This window comes from Pectobacterium carotovorum, assembly GCF_900129615.1.
Taxonomy (GTDB): Bacteria; Pseudomonadota; Gammaproteobacteria; order Enterobacterales; family Enterobacteriaceae; genus Pectobacterium; species Pectobacterium carotovorum.
Genome location: NZ_FQWI01000005.1, coordinates 263,653 through 282,675, shown reverse-complemented (window position 1 = coordinate 282,675; position 19,023 = coordinate 263,653). Strand labels below are relative to the sequence as shown.

The window sequence follows — 19,023 nt, the reverse complement described above, 5'->3', positions numbered from 1 at the left end:
TTCCTTACCTGTCGATGGCGGACAGTATCTTTTATCCTGCCGATAATTTATCCTCTCCCGCCTTTCGTCATCGACCGATAAATAAGAAAAAATCAGAGCCTGCACTTATGATCTCATCACCCGACGCAACGCCGACGCCAGTGCCATCTGCGACGTCAGCGCTTGCTGTATTACGCTCGCCCTCGCTGCTGATGCGCGAAGTTTTGGCGGGCACCATCACCGCACTGGCGCTTATCCCAGAAGTGATTTCCTTTTCCATCATCGCGGGGGTTGATCCCAAAGTCAGCCTGTTCGCCTCCATCGTGTTGTGTTTTACCATGTCTTTTCTCGGCGGCAGACCAGCGATGGTAACCGCCGCAGCGGGCGCTGTGGCGCTGGTGATCGGCCCGATGGTACACGTACACGGCGTAGCCTATATTCTGCCTGCGGTAATTATGGCGGGAATCATCCAAATCCTGTTTGGGCTGGCAAGGCTAGCGAGGATGATGCGCTATATCCCCCGCTCGGTGATGATCGGTTTCGTGAACGCGCTGGGCATCCTGATTTTTGCCGCGCAGGTGCCACATGTTTATGGGCAATCCTCGCTCGTCTGGCTGCTGTTTGCGCTAACGGTGGCGATCGTTTTGCTGCTGCCCTATGTGGTGAAAAGCATTCCCGCACCGCTGGTTGCCATTGTGACGGTGACCGCGATTGCCATGTTTACTGGCATCACGGTGCCTAACGTCGGCGATGCAGGCCCTATGCAACCCGGATTGCCGAGTTTCACCCAGTGGCTGGTGCCGTTCAATTTTGAAACGCTGCACATCATCTGGCCAACCGCGCTGAGTATCGCCTTTGTTGGGCTGATGGAATCGCTGTTAACCGCCAAACTGGTTGACGACATCACGGATACCCCGTCTAGCAAGCGCCGTGAATGCTGGGGACTCGGCGTTTCCAATATTTTCGCTGGGTTTTATGGCGGCATTGCCGGGTGCGCGATGATCGGGCAGACCGTGGTCAACGTGGAGTTGGGTAAAGCGCGTACGCGTATTTCCACCCTCGCCGCCGCGCTGGTGCTGTTGCTGCTGGTGACCGGGCTGAGCGAAATCATGGCGAAGATTCCGATGGTGGTGCTGGCGGGCATTATGATGATCGTCGCACTAAAAACCATGAACTGGCATAGCCTGCACCCAACCACGCTGAAACGGATGCCGCTGTCGGAAACGCTGGTGGTCATCGTGACGGTTGTCGCAACCGTCTCGACGGGAAACCTCGCTATCGGCGTGGCGGGCGGCGTGATCTTTGCCATCCTGCTGTTTGCGCGCCGCGTGGCGCACGTCATTCACGCGGAGCGTCAGGTGAGCGAAGACGGGCAATCTGTACACTACACGGTACGCGGCCCGCTCTTCTTCGGCAGCAGCAACGATCTCTTCGAGCACTTTCTTTATGCGCAAGACCCGCAGAACGTCACCATCGACCTGACGCACGCCCAAATCTGGGATGCCTCCAGCGTGGCAGCGCTCGACGCGATCGAAACCCGCTATCATCGCTACGATGCGAAGGTCACTATCATCGGGCTGGATACCAACAGCACCAAAATTCACCAGCGACTGTCAGGACATCTCTAACCTAACCGCTCGAACCCGCCTTGTCCCATGCGTTTATGCGGGGTCAAGGCGGCAGCTGATTACCAAAAATAACCGGCGTATATCTCTTCTGTAGATATGAATACCAGGAATCAAACTAAAGCGTGACGGGTAGATGCTTTATCTTATCTCCTCATTGAAAGGAGGAAAGTATGACCACAACGCTGATTTTGCAAGAAAACGACCTTGTAACAGATAGCACGCCAGAGAGTCGCGATGTCTGCTGACACATCGCCCACCACCTTCGTGTTGATACACGGTGCCTGGCACGGCGGCTGGTGCTGGTCGCGAGTGACCGAGCGGCTTACCGCCGCAGGCTTTGCCTCTTCGGCATTGACGCTCACCGGGCTGGCAGAACGCCGTGACGAGCTATCGCGCGGCATTAACTTATCCACCCACATTCACGATATTACCGACACGATCCGCCAACAGGGCTGGCGCGATGTGACGTTGGTCGGCCACAGCTACGGCGGCTTTCCCGCTACGGCCGCCGCGTATCAACTGCCTGACACCGTCAGCCACCTGATTCTGCTGGATGCGTTTTTACCCACATCGGGCGAAAAGCTGCTGGATCACGCGCCCGATCTCATCGCTGCCTACCAGACACAGGCGGCGCGCGACCCCATGTGGCACATTCCCCCGCTTCCGTCACTGCTGTTTGGCGTGAACGAAGCCGATCGCGAGTGGGTCGATTCCCGCCTGACACCGCAGCCAGTAAACACCTATTTTGAACCAATAGCCTTACCACCTGCGCCAGCGACGCTGAAGAAGACCTACATCCGCTGCACGCGCGCGGCGGGCAACTATCTCACCACCTCAGTACAACGCGCTCAGACCGATCCGACCTGGCGATTTCTGACGATCGACAGCGATCACGATGCGATGATCGACGCACCGGATACGCTCACCACACTGCTGACGTCAACGTTGACAACCCGTACGCCTCTGTGATTAGACTCAATGCTAAGCAGGCTAACTTAAGGAAAGGATTGATGAAAATTACCGACGTGCGCGTGATTCTCGCGAACCGCTATATGTTTGTTGAGGTCACCACTGACGAGGGACTGACGGGCATTGGCGAATCCGGTGCCTGGGGCTTTCTCGATGCCTCCAAAGGGGCCGTTGAGGCATTGCGCACGTACCTGATTGGGCAAGACCCGCTGCGCATTGAGCATCACTGGCAGTATATGTATCGCTGCTGGCATTTCCGTGGTGCCGCCATCATGGGTGCCATCAGCGCCATTGATATTGCCCTGTGGGATATCGCGGGAAAGTATTACGACACGCCGGTTTATAACCTACTGGGCGGCCGCTGCCGCGACAAGGCGCGCGTTTATGCCCACGCGGGAGGTCGAACCACAGAAGAGACCATCGCCAATCTGAAAAAAGCCAAAGCAGACGGCTTTACCGCAATTGGTCATCTCACACCGTTTCTGGATGAGTCACGCGATACGCCTTACTTCACCACCCACGCCAAAGAGATCGGGGAAGCTATCGAGCGCATCGGCCTCTATCGGGAAGCGGTCGGGAACGATGTCGACCTGTGTATTGAAGTCCATCGCCGCCTGAAACCCGCCGATGCCGTGGTGTTCGCCCGCGGCATTGAGCCGTTTTACCCCTATTTTATTGAAGACCCTATCGGCGCGGATAACTTCGATTCGATGGCGGAAGTGGCCGACAAAATCAATATTCCTATCGCCACCGGTGAACGCCTGAATAACCCGCAGGAGTTCGCGATGCTGATTCGCCGCAACGCGGTCGCCTATGTGCGTCCTGACGTTTGCATGTGCGGCGGGATTACCGGTGCGAAGAAAGTGGCCGCATTGGCAGAAGCCAATGATCTGATGGTGGTGCCGCATAACCCGCTTAGCCCGGTGTCTACCGCTGCCTGTTTGCAGATCGCCGTCAGCATCCCAAATTTTGCCCTGCTGGAGTATCCGGGAGATGACCAACCGGCGCTGTCGGAAAAATTTGGTGCGACGGGCGTCGAGAACGGCGTGCGGAAAAAAGATGTGGTGAAGAACACCTTCAAATGCGTGGATGGCTTTATGGAAATACCGACGCAGTCCGGCATCGGTATCGAACTGGCGGACGATCTGGAGAACCGCTTCCCCTATCGCCGTCGCGGCCTGAAAACCCGACTGCACGTCGACGGTTCCGTCGTCGATCAATAGCGGCGTATCGACAGGTCGTGGCGACCAGGCGTCGCGCCACGACCTGTCGTCATTTCACCTACTGCGTAGGATTAACCGCTTTCCGCCCTTCCCACTGCATCAACAGGCTTAACGCGGCAGGTAGTGCCAGCAGGGTCAGCAGCGTCGCCACCATCAATCCGCCGATAATCGCGTACGCCATCGGCCCCCAAAACACCTGATGCGCAATCGGGATCATGCCGAGGATCGCCGCCAGCGCGGTTAATACTATCGGGCGTGAACGATGGTGGGCGGCATTCACAATCGCCTCTGTCGCAGGCTGTCCGTTTTTCACATTCAGATCGACCTCGCCAATCAGAATAACGGCATTACGAATAATCATTCCCGCCAGTGCAATCGCCCCCAGCAGCGCCACAAACCCCATTGGCGTGCCGGTCGGCAGCATGGCGGCGACAATGCCGATCAGGCCGAACGGTGCGGTCAGGAAGGCCAATACCATGCGAGAAATGCGCTGGAGCTGAATCATCAACAGCACCAGCATCACCAACAGCGTCACTGGCAACACCGCATATACGGAGCCATTGCCTTTATCAGACTCCGCCGCCACGCCGCCTTCCGTGATGTGATACCCCGCAGGCAACGCGGCGCGATAGCGTTCAATTTCAGGTGCCAGTTTTTCAGACAGAGCAGGTGCCCGCACGCCGGGTGCGACATCCATTTGCACCGTAATGAACGGTTCACGCTGACGTCGCCAGATAATCGGATCGTCAACGCCGTACGCCACGGTAGCAATCTGTCCCAGCGGGACGGAACGCCCATCTGCAATCGGGATTTGCAGATTCGCGATCGTAGCAACATCTCGTCGCTCCTGCGGCGTACCGCGAACGACCACATCCACCAGTCGATTGTCATCACGTACAGAGGTCAGCGTTGAACCTGAGAATATCGCCGCCAGCATACTAGCCACATCCTGCGAACTGATGCCAACTGCACGCGCTTCGGTCTGATTCAGCACCACGTTCACCGAACGTTCCGGCTCCCCCGCCGTCAGGTTGACCTCGCGCACATCAGTCTGGCTTCCCACCAGACTGGCAAGCCCTTGGGCAATATCACGGACGCGATGAATATCCGGTCCCGCGACACGATATTTAAGCGGCCAGCCCACCGGCGGCCCCAATTCCAATGCAGACACGCGCGCCACAATGTTGCTGAAATCGCGCTCAAGTACCTGATTCAGTTTTGCTGCCAGCGCGTCTCGCGCCTCCAGACTTTTTGCCACCACCACCAGTTGCGCGATATTTTCGTGACTCAGCAACACATCCATCGGGAGATAAAAGCGCACCGCCCCCGACCCAACATAGGTAGAGAAATGGTCAACGTCTGGGTCATCTTTCAGAATGGCTTCCAGCCGTTTTGCCTGCGCTTCCGTCGCCGTCTGTGAGGCATTCGCGGGCAGCGTCAGGCTGACCAGCAGTTCCGGCCTATCCGACGCGGGAAAAAACTCGCCCTCCAGTCGGGTGGCACCAAACAGGGCAACAACCAGCAAGAGCACCGCGATGAGTAACGTCATTCCCCGCTTTGCCAACGCCCGTTGCAGCCACTGGCGATAAAAACGGCCAACTCGTCCCGGTTCGTTATGCTGGTGACGAAACGTTTTTGGCAACAGCCAGACACCGAGCAACGGGGAAAAGAGAATCGCCACGATCCAGGAACTGAGCAAGGCGATCAGCACCACGACAAAGAGTGAAAAGCAGTATTCGCCCGCGCTTGATGAGGCAAACCCGACGGGAATAAACCCGGCAATCATCACCAGCGTCCCTGTCAGCATGGGGAAGGCTGTGCTTTCATACGCCCAGGCAGCCGCCCGTTTGCGATCCCAGCCCTCTTCCAGCCGCGACACCATCGCTTCCACCGTAATCATGGCGTCATCCACCAGCAGCCCCAGCGAAATAATCAGCGCCCCGAGTGAGATACGCTGTAAGCCAATACCGGTTATCTCCATGCCAATAAAGGTCATCGCCAATACAATCGGGATGGACGCGGCAACGACCAATCCGGCGCGGCTGCCAAGAGAGACGAACGAGACCGCTAACACAATGGCAACGGCTTCCAGCAGCACTTTGATAAAACCGCCGACCGCCCCTTTCACCACTTCCGATTGATCGGCCACGCGCGTCATGTCAATCCCATGCGGCAATTGCGTCGCAATCACGTTCATTTTATCGCGAATGGCCTGACCGAAATTGAGCATGTTTCCGGTGGGTGCCATAGAGATTGCCAACCCAATCGCTTTCTCGCCATTCACCCGAAACGTCGGCGACGGCGGCTCCGCCGTTTCACGGCTAATGGTGGCGATATCGGTCAGCGGAACAAATTTCCCACCGATGCGTAACGTAATCTGGCGCAGGCTCTGCTCGGAGGTAAACGCCCCGCTGACGCGCACGGCGACCTTCTCATCCTCGGTGCGAATAATGCCGGCGGGCGTGACCGCATTCTGCGCCTTGAGTGAATCAATCACCTGTTGCGGATCTAACCCCAGCCCAGCCAGCCGTCGGGGGGAGAACGTCACCACAATCTGTTCTTCTTCCACCCCCAGCATGTCGACCTTACCAACATCCGGCACACTCAGTAACGCAGAGCGAATATCGTCAACCTTGTCGCGCAGTTCCCGCGGTGAAAAACCGTCGGCGGTGAAGCCGTAGATGGTGCCAAACGTATCATCAAACTCGTCATTCACGGCCGGTGGGCTGACGCCATCAGGCAACGAACTGGCGATATCGGTCATTTTCTTACGCACCGTATACCAGATATTCGGCACGGCGGAAGGCGGCGTATCATCACGCAGGTTAACGAAAACCACCGATTCCCCGGCGCGGGTATAGCTCTCGACGTAATCGAGATACGGCGTTTCCTGTAATTTTTTCTCCAGCTTATCGGTGACGAAATTCACGGTATCGCTCACCGTGGCTCCCGGCCAGGCCGCAGACACCACGGCAGATTTGATGGTAAATGCCGGATCTTCGTTACGGGGCAAGCGTTGATAGCTCATCACGCCTGCCGCCATAATCACCAACATCATAAACGCGACAAACTGCTGGTGCGCCAGCGCCCAGGCGGACAGATTAAAGCGTGCGGCCGATTGCGGTTCTTGTGCCATTAGCGACGCCCCTCTTCATCCAGCCGAATTTTTTCATCCGGTCGCAGCTTACTGACGCCTGCGGTCACCACGCGGTCGCCTTGTTTCAGCCCCTCGGCGACGAAAATCGCCGTGTCGCTGTAGCGCGCGATGGTCACCGGTTGCAAACGCACAGTCTGGGCTTCTGCGTTCACGACATAGACCGCAGGTTTGTCCCCCTGACGCGTGAGCGCAGACGCGGGAAGTTCAATGACAGCGGTGTCGGACTGCTGTATCGCACCATTCACGCTGGCACCCAGCACCATCGCCGCTGGTGGCGAGGTTAACGTGACTCTCACCCTGAAGGTTCGCGTAACGGGATCGGCCTGCGGACTGATATCGCGTACGCGCCCCTCTGCCTGAACGCTCGGTTCAGACAGCAGTGAAACGCGGATAACGCGCGAAGGCAGCGACGGATTGACCAGACGCTCCGGCACATCAAACACCGCATCGCGCCCGTCAAGCGAAGCGAGCCGGACCACCTCCTGCCCGGCACTGACCACCTGACCGGGGTTCACGCTGACCGTCGTGATCACACCGTCCTGTGCCGCCGTAAGTTGCGTGTAGCTGAGGCGCTCCTGCGCCCCTTTGACGGTAGCCTGTGCACTTTCACGTCTGGAAACGGCGGCATCCCAGTTTGCCTGTGCTTCATCAAGCTGTACCCGCGCAATTGCCCCACCCGGTGCCAGCGCCTTCATACGGGAGAAATTGCTTTTCGCCAACCGTTCTGCCGAGGCTGCGCTGGCTAAATCCGCCTGTGCGCTGCGCAACTGGTTTTCGCTGTCGCGCGCGTCAAGCGTCGCAATCACATCGCCGCGCTTCACGGATGCACCGACATCCACCAGACGATTAAGCACGCGTCCATCCAGACGGAAACCCAGTACCGTTTCTTCGTGCGGACGAATCTCTCCCGTCAACGACACAGGTTCACGATTCATCGCCGGCATGACGAGCTGCGTTTTCACCGGCCTGACAGGCGGAGGCACGGGCGCATCATCAGCGCTGTCGCAGCCGCTCAGGAACACGGCTGACAGCAGACAGAAGGCAAAACGGCTAACCATCATTACAACCTCTCAACAAATGGCATCAGAACGAATACAGAACGGCCAACGTGGCGCCAGTATCATTGCGTCGTTCCACAACCTGACTATCCGCCACCTTGTCGGTGAGCCAGGTTGACGTCACCGCCACGTTAGTTGACCACGCGGGGCTAAATTGATGCGTCCAGTTCGCCCCCAGCGCATAGCCATAGACGCCTTTGTCGGCACGATAGGCGGCCAAGCCAGAACGGCGGCTCTGCTGCGGCGTCACGCCGTAATAGGTTTGGTTAAAGCGTGCATCCCCTATCAGCATGTCCGCCGACAGTGCCAGCACGTCATCCTTTGCTGCTGATTGCCACACGGTGCTCTTTGCTCCGACGCGATACTGATTACCGCGCGCACGCTCACTCAGTGCAAATTCGCCACTCGCCTCCAGCGCCAGCCAGGGTGCAAACTGATATCCCGCCGTGACGGTGGTAATCACCGATCCTTTAATTTTCCCCATGCCTTTCAGGTGGTTCGAACCCGCACGCCAACTGCTTTTTTTGTCATCCCTTCCCATGTCATATCCCACCGCGTTATCGAAATAAAAACCGGAAGGAGACTGGTATTGCCAGCCGATGCCGTGCGAAGAATCCGCATAAAGTGCGCCACGTTGCACGGTCAGGGTAGGCATCAAACGGGTCTGACGGTCTTTGCTCCCCGAGTAACGCGGTGCATTCTGTCCAACAGCCCCCACGGTAACGTCCGTATGGTCGCCCCAAAATGACGCAGGTACATCTTCCGCCGCCTCAGCAAATGCCGCGCTGGACAGCGCGACGGTAGACAGACAGGTGGATAAAATCATTTTTGTTATGTTCACACAGCACCTCTTTTTATGCGGTAATCGTGCATCCGCCATCTTTTCCCGGATTGTCAGCACACATTTTTCAGTACACTTTTTAGTACAACAGTTATTGGCTTTTCAGCACCGTGGCGGATTATGCTGATGCATAGTCAAGAAACGCTGTGTGGTTTTTTAAGATTTCATCAAGAGGTTCGCGATGGCGGAAAAACGGGTATTGATTATTGAAGACGACATGGATGCAGCCAGCGTGCTTGAGGCTTATCTGCGGCGCGATGGCTATCAGGTGTCAATTGCGTCTGATGGACAACGAGGCCTGCACATGGCGCTGACCAGCAAACCCGATTTGATTCTGCTGGATGTGATGCTGCCGAAGATGAACGGTTCCGAGGTGCTGTCCGCCCTGCGGCAGCGCAGCAATATTCCGGTAATTATGGTGACGGCCATCGGCGACGACCCGGAAAGAATTGGCGCTCTGCGTTACGGCGCAGATGATTATGTCGTCAAGCCCTATAACCCGCAGGAGGTGGTGGCGCGGGTGCAGGCCGTGTTGCGACGAACCGGTTACGCCATCCGGGAAGACGCCACCCTGACATTTGAAAATCTCTCGGTTGATCCGACCTCCGTGACGGCCAGTATTGCGGTATCGCCATCAGACTCCGTCGTTCTCGATCTGACGCCGACCGAATTCAATATTCTGGTGACGCTGCTCAAAGCGCCGAACCGCGCCTTCACCCGGGGAGAATTACTCGAAGCCTGTCTGCCGGAAAGCGAGGCGCTGGAACGCGTGGTGGATACGCACGTCCACAACCTGAGAAAAAAACTCAATCAGTACAACATCATCAATGTGCTCGTCACCGTCCGCTCCGTCGGCTATCGATTCCGGTGAGTATGATGAAAAAGTCGATCTTTCTGTCAGAAAACATGTCGCTGTGGCGCTGGCTGTGTTTCCGCATCATTTCTCTGCTGCTCGTCGCCGTGATCACCATCGCAGGCCTGATGTGGCTGCGCTTCGCCATCTACAACATTTATACCGAACAGCACATGCCGGATGCGGTGCTCACGGAATTTAAGCAATTCACCGCACAGAAAGATTACGGCAATCCTCGCTATCAGGAGATTATCAACCAGTATTACGGCCCGGATATGTTCGTTCCGAATATTGCCAGCAGCGACTGGCTGATACTGGCCATCATGGTGTTGATCGCCTTGCCTACTATGGTGATTGTGGTGCTGTGGCGAGCGCGTCCGCTGTCACAGCAATTCTCCAATATCGCCAACGCCGCACGCGACGTCGCACAGGGAAAATTCGATACCCGCACGCAGCGCGTCGAGCAGGCGCCGATGGAACTCATCACGCTGGCGGACGACTTTAATAACATGACGGCACAGTTGGAACGCTATGAGCGGGAGCTTCGTGAATCCAGCGCGGCGTTAGCCCATGAACTGCGTACGCCGTTAAATGCAGCGATGGGCCGCGTTCAGGGCATGATGGATGACGTCTTCCCGCAGGATAAATCACAGCTGGCAATGGTCATCAAACAGCTCGAACAGCTCAATCACGTGATTCAGGATCTGCATTTTCTGTCACTGGCCAGAGCCGGACAACTGCCACTGGTGCACACTCCTTTCTACTTCGACGAGCTCATTACGGAGCGGCTGACCTGGTATCGACCCCAGTTAGAGCAAGCCGGATTTCAGACGCATGTTGATATCGAACAGAACGACTTTTGCCTTGCCGACCGTGAACGGTTGGGACAGGTGTTCTCTATCCTGATTGAAAATGCCTTAAGCTACGCCAGCGACGGCCGCTATCTGGCGATTGAAGTGCGCGAAATAGCGGGACGAGAAAGCGCACCGTGCTGGCAGATTACCGTCACCGATCGCGGCCCGGGGATTGAGCCAGAATCACTGCCCCTGCTTTTCGACCGCTTCTGGCGTGCCGAGCATTCGCGCGGAAGGCACTCCGGCGGCAGCGGGCTGGGGCTTTCCATCGCGTCGGCCATTATCACCGCACATGGCGGCACGATTAAGGCTGAATCTCATGCGAAAAGTCATGCAGAACGAGGGGCGAACGGTGGATTGGTTATCATCATGACCCTGCCGCGTACGGCATGACAGAGCGGCGTACCGTCGGCAATTGCCAATAACGAAAAAGCATAGCGAAATTATTGCTATGCCTTGTCGCAGGGGGACAACACGGTAAATCGTGGCAATACTCATCGGCTACATGGCGAGACAAACAGAACAACCTCAGACACCACGCGCTACAGCGGGGACTGACCGCATGCCAGCGTGATTGTCCTCTCAATGAATCGTTATATTTATCTGGAATGAGATAAGGCGAAAAGAACTAATTTCGCTATAAGTATTTCGCTACTCTGCATGAGCGAAATATATCGCCTCGATTAAAACTCAACCATCAGGGTAATTATAATGAAACGTTCTCTTCACCAGGTATTCATGGCGATAACGCTGATTAGCGCCTCCTTCTTTAGTCAGGCTGCGGAAACGCAAACCTCAACCTGGCAACACATCAAACAGACCGGTGAATTACGCATCGGCGTGGCACAGGGTGAGCCGTGGTACTTTAAAAATCCGTCGACCGGAGAATGGGACGGCATCGGCTATAACATCGGCAAAGAGCTGGCAAACGATCTGGGGGTAAAACTGGTGACGGTGGAAACCACGTGGGGCAATGCTATCGCTGCCTTACAAACCGGCCAGATCGATACCATGCTGGTGCTCGACCCGACGGAAGAGCGGAAAAAAGCGGTCGATTTTCCTGAACAGCCTTTCTTTTGGTATGCGCAAGGCGTGCTGATTCGCGATGGTATCGCTGTGACCAACTGGGACGACCTCAATCGGGAAGATGTTAAGATCGGTGTGACGCTGGGTTCCAGCCCGGACCTGATTCTGACCAAACGCCTGCCCAAGGCACAGCTGGTACGTTTCCCGAATATGGATGAAGGCGTAGCGGCGTTTTATGCCGGTCGTGTCGATGCCCTGTCTTACTTCCATCCGGCGCTGGCACTGCAACAGGCTAAAGTCGGCAAAGGTAATTTGATTTTGCCGAAGCCGATTATCGAGGTCAGCACCAGCGGAGCCATCCGTAAAGAAACCGACCAGACCTTCCATAACTTCCTGAATGACGAATTTGCCAAACTGTATAAATCCGGCAAGACGCAGCACTACTATGAGCAGGCGCTCAAATTGCGCGGCGTGGACGTCAGCAAAGTGCCATCGGTCATTAAAGAAGACTGGAAATAATTGGCATCGGATAACAGAACGGTCCTGAACGGATTCAGGCCCCCCCCATTAGCGGGGTCAGCAGCGCGGCGACATCCTGACATTGTTCAAGTTCGGATAACGCCGCCGTTGCCTCCGCAACATGTGTTGGGGCAAGTCGGGACGACAGATTCTCCGCAAATTTCGCCATGATGCGGCTTTCCGCTAACGGATGTTCCGCACACCCCAGCGGAAACGCAATGCGCTCACCGTTCACCACCTTTCCCTGCGTGACAACATCAACCTGCAACACCGGACGACGTTCCTGAGCCATAAGCTGGTCAAGCTCGGGCGACACCTCAACGTGAACCTTATCGGCCAACGCCTGAAGCACCGGGTTGGCTAAGGTCTCATCGGCACTCCAGCGATGGCGCGGAATACGGTAGGCCAGACAGGCCAGCGCAAACGGCAGGCTGAACTGTGCGTCCGTTTCATTTTGCGGTCGCGTATCCATAAAATCAGCGGCCAGCCTCTGGCTTCCTTTTACCCGAATAACGTCGATGTCCTGCGGCAATAACGCCAATTCGTGCTGTAGGCGCTCGAAGGATTCCAGCGCGGTATGTATCCAGCGACAGGCCGGATACGCTTTGAAACTGGCGTGCTGAAGCGCCCATTGTTCTCCCAGGCCGGTAATCAATGCCGCTTCATCAAAGCAGTCAGAACCCATCATGCGCCAGAATCCCTGTTCGCCGGACAGCACATCTCTTGGGCCGATAATCCCGCCACGATGCAGCTCGACAGCACGGACGCCCGACTCCGCAGCAGGGGCGTTGTAATCCTTGAAAGACACCAGCGGCCGCTGCTGCCAGTTGTATTTGTGTAAGCTAGGCAACGGCGTCAACGACGCCGCCAAACCGATGGCGTTCTCTACTCCTGCGGCATCACATCCCGTCAGTAATCCGTAGGCCACCGCCGCTCCGATGGATTCATGCTGGCACACGCCGTAAACCTGCTGAAAACGCGCCTGAGTCGGCTGCTGAGACTGAATTATTCGCCCATTGATTTCATACGCCGCAGCCAGTGCACAGATCAGCGTTTCGCCGTCGATCGGGCGCGATCCGAGTGCCGCCAGCGCGGCAGCAACCAGCGTGGCACCGGGGTGCCCCATACCGCGCCCAGCAACCTCATAGCCATCATCGTAATCCAGCGCATTGATCGCCGCCGCATTCAAAAAGGCCGCGCCGATGGCGGCTAGCGGCGCTCCGCCATCCACTATTGGACTGTTACCTGCTGCGTAGTGCAGGCGGGTGACGCGCGCGCAGTCCCGCACCACCTGACTATGTGCGCCTGCAATGCCGCAGCCGAGGCTGTCGATAAAATGCAGCACGATTTTTCGTCTTAACGCCGCAGGAATGTCCTGAATCGTCAACCGATGAGCAAAGGTCGCCAGACGCAGCGTCAGAGGTAATACGGCAGAGTGAGTCATCGAAAAATCGTCATTTGTTATACATAAAAGGAATATTAGCACCACGTTTTATTATTTATTTATCATTTTTTCGACCTGCTAAGATGCATAGGTTCTAACAAAATAAGAAACGTATTTCCTAATTCACCCTAAATAATTCGAGTTTCAGGAAGGCGGCAAGCGAGGGAATCCCGATGAGCTTACTCAGGTAAGTGATTCGGGTGACTAAGTGAAGCCAACGCACATGCAACTTGAAGTATGACGGGTATACGCACTTTTCAGGGGCGCTATATTTATGTCGTATCAGTGGGATTTTTCCGCCATCTGGCCCTATCACCAGTTGCTGCTGGAGGGGCTATGGGGAACGATAAAGATCGGTGCGACCAGCATCCTGATCGGTATGGTCGCTGGCATGGTGCTCGCTGCGATGAAAATGTCGCCCCGACGACTGATGCGTCTGCCCGCCGTGATGCTGATCGGCTTTTACCGTAATACGCCTGCGCTGGTGCATTTTTTCTGGATTTACTACGCCCTGCCCGTCATTACGCCCTTAACCTTTTCGCCTTTCACCGCTGCCGTGATCGCGCTGTCTGCACAGTCCGGCGCGTTCTACGCCGAAGTCTACCGTGGCGCGATCTCCTCTATTCACACGGGGCAATGGGAAGGCGCCAAAGCGCTGGGGATGTCGAAATCAACAGCGCTGCGCCGGGTCGTTCTCCCACAGGCGTTACGCCGGATGATCCCGCCCTTTATTGAGCGCTCGTTTGAACTCATCAAATCCACGTCGCTGGCGTCATCACTGGCCTATAGCGAACTGCTTTATCAGGCGATGCAGATCAACAGCCAAACCTACCGACCGTTGGAAGTCTACAGTCTGGTGGCGGTGATGTATTTCACCCTGCTGCTGCTGATTAGCCTGTTCAGTCAACATATTGAGAAACGGCTGTCACTGGCAGACCGTCGACTCGCGTAAGGAATAGCATGCATTATCAATGGGATTTCTCGCTGGTCTGGCACAACATTCCCGTGCTGCTGAAAGGCCTTGGCGTCACGCTCGAACTGTGGTTGCTGGCCGGCGCGCTGGGAACTGCGTTGGGTCTGGTTCTCGGTCTGTTTCGCGTATTTGGCAAACGCTGGCTATCGCTGCCTGCCAGATGCTTTGTCGAAATATTCCGTAATACGCCCGTTCTGATCCAACTGATCTGGTTCTATTACGCCTTTCCGGTTCTGGTTGGTTTGCAGTTCAGTACGTTCGGCGCCGCCGCGCTGGCACTGACGCTCTATAGCGCGGCGTACTGTACGGAGATTTTCCGTGCCGGACTGCAATCCATCGACCACGGGCAATGGGAGGGCGCGAAAGCGCTGGGGATGCGTCACTCGGTCATTTTACGGCGTGTGGTTCTGCCTCAGGTACTGCGTAACATGCTGCCCGCCTTAACCAACCGGATGATCGAGCTGGCTAAAGTCACCTCGCTGGCCTCGATACTGGCCGTCAATGAACTGATGTACCAAGGGCGACTGCTGAGCAGCACCTATTATCGTCCGCTGGAAATTCTGACGGTGGTGGCACTGCTCTATTTCGTTTTGATCTGGCCGGGGAGCTACCTTGCCGCACGACTTGAACGTCGTTTCCGTTCCACCCCCTAGCCTGACAGCAACACAGGATTGCTATGAGTGAAGATAAAGTTCTGCGTGAAGATATAGACCTGAATGAGGATGTCGTTCTGCGCATTCGCGGACTCCAGAAGCGCTTCGGTGCCGTTGAGGTATTGAAAGGTATCGATCTGGATGTGCGGCGCGGTGAAAAAATCGCCATCATCGGCGGCAGCGGTTCGGGGAAAAGTACGCTGCTGCGCTGCCTGAATTTCATGGAGATCCCCAGCGCTGGCACCATCGAACTGGATGGTGTGGTTCTGGGGAAAACGGATGCCAAAGGCCAGCGTGATTACCCGGAAAAGCAGCTTTGCGCCGTGCGGGAACGCGTAGGGATGGTGTTTCAGCAATTCAATCTTTTTCCCCACCTGACCGTGCTGGAGAATGTGCGTGAAGCACTGCTGTCGGTAAAGAAAATGCCACGGCATGAAGCGGATACCATCGCCAAAGCACAGTTGGAAAAAGTCGGGCTGGGCAATAAGCAAGAGGCTCGCCCCGCCAGCCTGTCCGGCGGGCAACAGCAGCGCGTGGCGATTGCCCGTGCGCTGGCGATGTCGCCGGAGATTATGCTGTTCGATGAACCCACATCATCACTGGATCCAGAACTGGTGGGCGAAGTGCTGCACACCATTCGGGCGCTCGCGGAGGAAGGTCGCACGCTGCTGCTGGTCACCCATGAACTGGGATTTGCCTATCACTTCGCCGACCGCGTCATCTTTATCGAGAATGGCGTGATCCATGAAATGGGCAGCGCCGAACAGGTGCTCAAAAATCCGCAGCAACCTCGTACGCAAGCCTTCCTTGCTCGCTTTGCCGAGCGCTCCTTTTAGCTCATCATTCACATTCAGGAACAGCACGATGCAACCCACATTATCCAGCCAGAGCAGTCAGGCCTATTTGCAAGATCCACGTAACAACGACGTACAGGTGTATGTAAATGGGGAATTTGTTCATCGCGATAACGCAGTGGTGTCGATCTTTGATTCCGGCTACGTGTGCGGTGACGGCGTATGGGAAGGATTGCGTTTGGTTAACGGCCGTCTGATCGCACTGGAGGCGCACCTCGATCGCCTGTTTGAGGGTGCCGCCACGATCCAACTGGATATCGGCCATAGCCGTGAAGCGCTGACCCATATTCTCTACAAGACATTGGCCGTCAACGGCATGACCGATGGCGCGCATATCCGCCTGATGATTACCCGTGGGAAAAAGCATACCCCGAATCAGGATCCCCGCTTCATCATCGGCGGCGCAACTGTCGTGTGCGTGGCGGAGTACAAAGTCGTCGATATCGCAGCGAAAAAACGCGGGCTGACGCTGTTTACTTCCACCTATCGCACCAGCACGCCAGACGTCTTCGATTTGCGGCTGAATTCGCACAGTCGCCTCAATCTTATTCAGGCACTGCTACAGGCGTTGCAGGCCGGTGCCGATGAGGCGCTGATGCTGGATCCGCACGGTTTTGTCGCCAGCTGCAATTCCACCAACTTTTTTATCGTCCGTCGCGGTGAACTGTGGACGTCATCGGGACGTTACTGCTTCAACGGCATCACCCGTCAGACCCTTATCACCCTTGCAGAGGCTAACGGGCTGAAGGTCAAGGCTCAGGATTTTACGCTGGCAGAAGCCCTCACCGCCGATGAAGCCTTTGTCACCGGCACGCTGGCGGGCATCACCCCAGTAAAAGCGCTGGATGGCCGCCCGTTTAACCCCGAACACCGCCCGGTGACCGAACAGCTCAGCCGCTGGTATGAGGCGTATTTACACGCGCAGTGATAATTTTGGGGGTGGAAAGTCAACCGTTACCATGAGCCCGCCTTCTGCAGATGTACTTAGGTATACGTTGCTGTTGTGTTGCTGGGCAACCGCTTTGACGATTGCCAGTCCCAGTCCACTCCCGCTTTGCATCTGATTGGGATCGCGAAAAAATCTATCGAACACGCGCTCCCTCAATTCAACTGGAATACCGGGCCCTGCATCTGAGACACGTAACTGCGTGGATTTATCTAATGATCGAAGATCTACCTCAACCCGTCCGCCCTCAGGACTGTACTTCACGGCATTTTCAATGACATTGTCAATCAGCGACATCAGGCGTTCCCTAACACCTGTAATCCATACTTCATCATGGGAGTAGAATTCAAGCTCAATTCTGCGCCCAGCCGCTAGCGGTGCCAACACGGCCATTCGCTCTTGTATGAGCGTCGTCAGCGGCACTGGCTCCATAACCGTGTCAATGCGTGCTTCGCTGTGCATCAGCAGCAGCAGTTGATTGACGAGACGAGCAGCACGGCCATTGCTGCGGATAATCCCTGCAAGCAACGCCTGTTGATTATCGCTGCTTATATAGGCCTGCAAAGCCTCAACATTGATTCGCATCGCAGCCAGGGGGGTACGCAGCTCATGAGCGGCATCGGCAATGAAAACCCTTTCCCTTTCAGCACTTTCTCGCACCCTGGCAAGAAATATATGAATAGCATCCACCATTTGGCGAAGCTCCCTGTGCTTTGGTACTTCTTTTAAGGGAGAGAGATCTTCTGGAGTTCGTAAGGCAATTTCATTTACCACCTTGTTCCAGGGTCGCATTGCAATGCGGATTGACAGCCACGCGGGAAACAAAAGAAAAGGAATGCATACCAGCAGCGGCAATATGTAGTATCCACGCGAGTTCAGGTATATAAAGAAGTTCCAGCCTCCGGCAGGGGTGACCAGCGTTACCTCCGCGTCGGAGCTCCCGGACTTTAGCGTACGGCTAGTCCAGGTGCGGCCGTCACTCTGAATACTCTGAATTTTCCCATATCGGGTGTTTGTCACCCTTGCCGGAGCGCCATCAGATGAATAAATTATCTCTTTATTCTTCCGAACGATTAGGCTGATTGACAGTTCTGGATCTTCCCCTCCGCCATAACTTTCCTGCAACGCCTTGCTGAACTTTTCCAGCACATCGGTTAGATCCTGCGGGCGATCCCCCATACGATCAACCAATGTAAGAATGGTTTCGTAAGTCTTATTGCCCAATAGCATAGAGGGGCTACGCAAGTTCTCCCATAAAATGTAGGTCAGAAAAAGACACCAAAGCAGCGTAAGCAATAGCATTTGGGCGATCATCATTCTCCGTACGAGCGTTGGGATTCTTAGGTGGCGCCAAAAATTGCGCATCAACCTACCCCCTTCTGAATCGGTACGGTATCAATGACATACCCTACGCCCCTCACCGTTCGCACATAGCCCTCGCCGATTTTGCGACGCAAATTGCCCATATGCACATCGAGAGGATTGCTCATGTTTTCTTTTGCACCGAATATCTTTTCTTCCAGAAACCGTCGTGTAAGCACGCGGTCAGTGCGCAGCATTAACGTTTCAAGCAGCGCGTATTCACTTGCCGTCAAATCAATATTACGTGCCCCCACCGTCACGCGTCGCGTCGGCACATGGAGAGATAATCCTCGAATTTCTATCACCTCATTCTGAAAACCGTAACTGCGCCGCGCAAGGGCTCTCACCCTAGCCAACAATTCAGCGAGAACAAAAGGTTTGACGAGATAGTCGTCTGCACCGGCATCCAGCCCAGCCAGACGATCTTGCAGAGTGCCTCGGGCAGTCAGGATGATAACGGGGATCCCCTTGAACTGCTGACGCAGGTTCGCCATCAGGCTCATGCCATCACCGTCAGGCAGGCCGAGGTCGAGCAATACAAGTTCTGGCACGCAGAGAGCGAGTTGATGCAGCGCATCCACTTTACGGCGCACCCATATGACATCTAATCCTTGATCTTCAAGGGCAATACGTACGCCATTGCCGAGATCGAGGTCGTCTTCAATTAGGAGAATGTTCACAATA

Annotated in this window: 16 protein-coding genes; 10 read left to right on the top strand and 6 right to left on the bottom strand. The window is 55.7% G+C overall.

Going from position 1 to position 19,023, the window contains the following annotated elements; translation table 11 throughout:
• Nucleotides 1-107 precede the first annotated feature (107 nt).
• The 3 genes from BUB06_RS12655 (at nt 108) to BUB06_RS12645 (ending at nt 3,799) form a co-directional block, all read left to right on the top strand.
• Nucleotides 108-1,607 carry a SulP family inorganic anion transporter gene (locus BUB06_RS12655; protein ID WP_039471393.1) on the top strand — a complete coding sequence of 500 codons (1,500 nt, stop codon included), beginning with the start codon at nt 108-110 and terminating at the stop codon, nt 1,605-1,607.
• Nucleotides 1,608-1,841: 234 nt separating this feature from the next.
• Entirely contained in the window at nt 1,842-2,576 is a 735-nt protein-coding gene (locus BUB06_RS12650; protein WP_039471391.1) for an alpha/beta fold hydrolase, read from the top strand.
• Between the two features lie 41 nt (nt 2,577-2,617).
• Complete coding sequence (locus tag BUB06_RS12645) at nt 2,618-3,799, top strand: mandelate racemase/muconate lactonizing enzyme family protein (protein ID WP_010278017.1); 1,182 nt, start codon at nt 2,618-2,620, stop codon at nt 3,797-3,799.
• A gap of 58 nt (nt 3,800-3,857) precedes the next feature.
• On the opposite strand, the gene BUB06_RS12640 is transcribed toward BUB06_RS12645, so the two are convergent.
• From BUB06_RS12640 to BUB06_RS12630, 3 genes are read right to left on the bottom strand one after another with little or no spacing between them, the layout of a single operon-like run.
• Entirely contained in the window at nt 3,858-6,935 is a 3,078-nt protein-coding gene (locus tag BUB06_RS12640) for an efflux RND transporter permease subunit (protein ID WP_039471389.1), read from the bottom strand.
• A complete protein-coding gene (locus tag BUB06_RS12635; protein WP_039471387.1) occupies nt 6,935-8,017 on the bottom strand; it encodes an efflux RND transporter periplasmic adaptor subunit in 1,083 nt (360 codons plus the stop codon). Before BUB06_RS12635 ends, BUB06_RS12640 begins: the two co-directional genes overlap by 1 nt.
• Nucleotides 8,018-8,039: 22 nt before the next feature.
• Nucleotides 8,040-8,855, bottom strand: a complete 816-nt coding sequence (locus tag BUB06_RS12630; RefSeq protein WP_051982089.1) for a MipA/OmpV family protein — start codon at nt 8,853-8,855, stop codon at nt 8,040-8,042.
• 181 nt (nt 8,856-9,036) lie between these two features.
• Between BUB06_RS12630 and BUB06_RS12625 the strand changes: the two genes are divergently transcribed.
• From BUB06_RS12625 to BUB06_RS12615, 3 genes are all read left to right on the top strand, one after another.
• On the top strand, nt 9,037-9,726 hold the full coding sequence (locus BUB06_RS12625) for a response regulator (RefSeq protein WP_010298952.1): 690 nt from the start codon (nt 9,037-9,039) through the stop codon (nt 9,724-9,726).
• Nucleotides 9,727-9,731: 5 nt separating this feature from the next.
• A complete protein-coding gene (locus tag BUB06_RS12620) occupies nt 9,732-10,955 on the top strand; it encodes a sensor histidine kinase (RefSeq protein ID WP_072012995.1) in 1,224 nt (407 codons plus the stop codon).
• Nucleotides 10,956-11,273: 318 nt separating this feature from the next.
• The gene (locus BUB06_RS12615; protein WP_039471382.1) at nt 11,274-12,107 is read left to right on the top strand and encodes a transporter substrate-binding domain-containing protein; all 834 of its coding nucleotides are present in this window, start codon (nt 11,274-11,276) and stop codon (nt 12,105-12,107) included.
• A 34-nt stretch (nt 12,108-12,141) separates the two neighbouring features.
• Here BUB06_RS12615 and BUB06_RS12610 read toward each other — a convergent pair whose 3' ends face one another.
• Nucleotides 12,142-13,551, bottom strand: a complete 1,410-nt coding sequence (locus BUB06_RS12610) for an MmgE/PrpD family protein (RefSeq protein WP_039471381.1) — start codon at nt 13,549-13,551, stop codon at nt 12,142-12,144.
• 274 nt (nt 13,552-13,825) lie between these two features.
• Between BUB06_RS12610 and BUB06_RS12605 the strand changes: the two genes are divergently transcribed.
• From BUB06_RS12605 to BUB06_RS12590, 4 genes are read left to right on the top strand one after another with little or no spacing between them, the layout of a single operon-like run.
• Nucleotides 13,826-14,503: an amino acid ABC transporter permease gene (locus BUB06_RS12605; RefSeq protein WP_039471380.1), complete on the top strand. Its 678-nt coding sequence runs from the start codon at nt 13,826-13,828 to the stop codon at nt 14,501-14,503.
• Between the two features lie 8 nt (nt 14,504-14,511).
• A complete protein-coding gene (locus BUB06_RS12600) occupies nt 14,512-15,177 on the top strand; it encodes an amino acid ABC transporter permease (protein ID WP_039471379.1) in 666 nt (221 codons plus the stop codon).
• Between the two features lie 23 nt (nt 15,178-15,200).
• Nucleotides 15,201-16,013: an amino acid ABC transporter ATP-binding protein gene (locus BUB06_RS12595; RefSeq protein ID WP_048329255.1), complete on the top strand. Its 813-nt coding sequence runs from the start codon at nt 15,201-15,203 to the stop codon at nt 16,011-16,013.
• Nucleotides 16,014-16,041: 28 nt separating this feature from the next.
• A complete protein-coding gene (locus BUB06_RS12590; protein WP_039471377.1) occupies nt 16,042-16,959 on the top strand; it encodes an aminotransferase class IV in 918 nt (305 codons plus the stop codon).
• On the opposite strand, the gene BUB06_RS12585 is transcribed toward BUB06_RS12590, so the two are convergent.
• Nucleotides 16,945-18,342 (bottom strand): sensor histidine kinase, encoded by a 1,398-nt coding sequence (locus BUB06_RS12585; protein WP_039471375.1) that lies wholly within the window; start codon nt 18,340-18,342, stop codon nt 16,945-16,947. The two genes, BUB06_RS12590 and BUB06_RS12585, sit on opposite strands and share 15 nt — an antisense overlap.
• On the bottom strand, nt 18,342-19,019 hold the full coding sequence (locus BUB06_RS12580) for a response regulator (protein ID WP_039471373.1): 678 nt from the start codon (nt 19,017-19,019) through the stop codon (nt 18,342-18,344). The genes BUB06_RS12585 and BUB06_RS12580 overlap by 1 nt, the downstream gene beginning before the upstream one ends.
• Nucleotides 19,020-19,023: the final 4 nt, after the last annotated feature.

Excerpts from the sequence above, each read along its gene's own strand:
- BUB06_RS12600 (WP_039471379.1), top strand. The coding sequence starts at position 14,512 with ATGCATTATCAATGGGATTTCTCGCTGGTCTGGCACAACATTCCCGTG.
- BUB06_RS12595 (WP_048329255.1), top strand. The coding sequence starts at position 15,201 with ATGAGTGAAGATAAAGTTCTGCGTGAAGATATAGACCTGAATGAGGAT.
- BUB06_RS12635 (WP_039471387.1), bottom strand. The coding sequence starts at position 8,017 with ATGATGGTTAGCCGTTTTGCCTTCTGTCTGCTGTCAGCCGTGTTCCTG.
- BUB06_RS12610 (WP_039471381.1), bottom strand. The coding sequence starts at position 13,551 with ATGACTCACTCTGCCGTATTACCTCTGACGCTGCGTCTGGCGACCTTT.
- BUB06_RS12615 (WP_039471382.1), top strand. The coding sequence starts at position 11,274 with ATGAAACGTTCTCTTCACCAGGTATTCATGGCGATAACGCTGATTAGC.
- BUB06_RS12605 (WP_039471380.1), top strand. The coding sequence starts at position 13,826 with ATGTCGTATCAGTGGGATTTTTCCGCCATCTGGCCCTATCACCAGTTG.
- BUB06_RS12625 (WP_010298952.1), top strand. The coding sequence starts at position 9,037 with ATGGCGGAAAAACGGGTATTGATTATTGAAGACGACATGGATGCAGCC.
- BUB06_RS12585 (WP_039471375.1), bottom strand. The coding sequence starts at position 18,342 with ATGCGCAATTTTTGGCGCCACCTAAGAATCCCAACGCTCGTACGGAGA.
- BUB06_RS12590 (WP_039471377.1), top strand. The coding sequence starts at position 16,042 with ATGCAACCCACATTATCCAGCCAGAGCAGTCAGGCCTATTTGCAAGAT.
- BUB06_RS12620 (WP_072012995.1), top strand. The coding sequence starts at position 9,732 with ATGAAAAAGTCGATCTTTCTGTCAGAAAACATGTCGCTGTGGCGCTGG.
- BUB06_RS12645 (WP_010278017.1), top strand. The coding sequence starts at position 2,618 with ATGAAAATTACCGACGTGCGCGTGATTCTCGCGAACCGCTATATGTTT.
- BUB06_RS12650 (WP_039471391.1), top strand. The coding sequence starts at position 1,842 with ATGTCTGCTGACACATCGCCCACCACCTTCGTGTTGATACACGGTGCC.
- BUB06_RS12640 (WP_039471389.1), bottom strand. The coding sequence starts at position 6,935 with ATGGCACAAGAACCGCAATCGGCCGCACGCTTTAATCTGTCCGCCTGG.
- BUB06_RS12655 (WP_039471393.1), top strand. The coding sequence starts at position 108 with ATGATCTCATCACCCGACGCAACGCCGACGCCAGTGCCATCTGCGACG.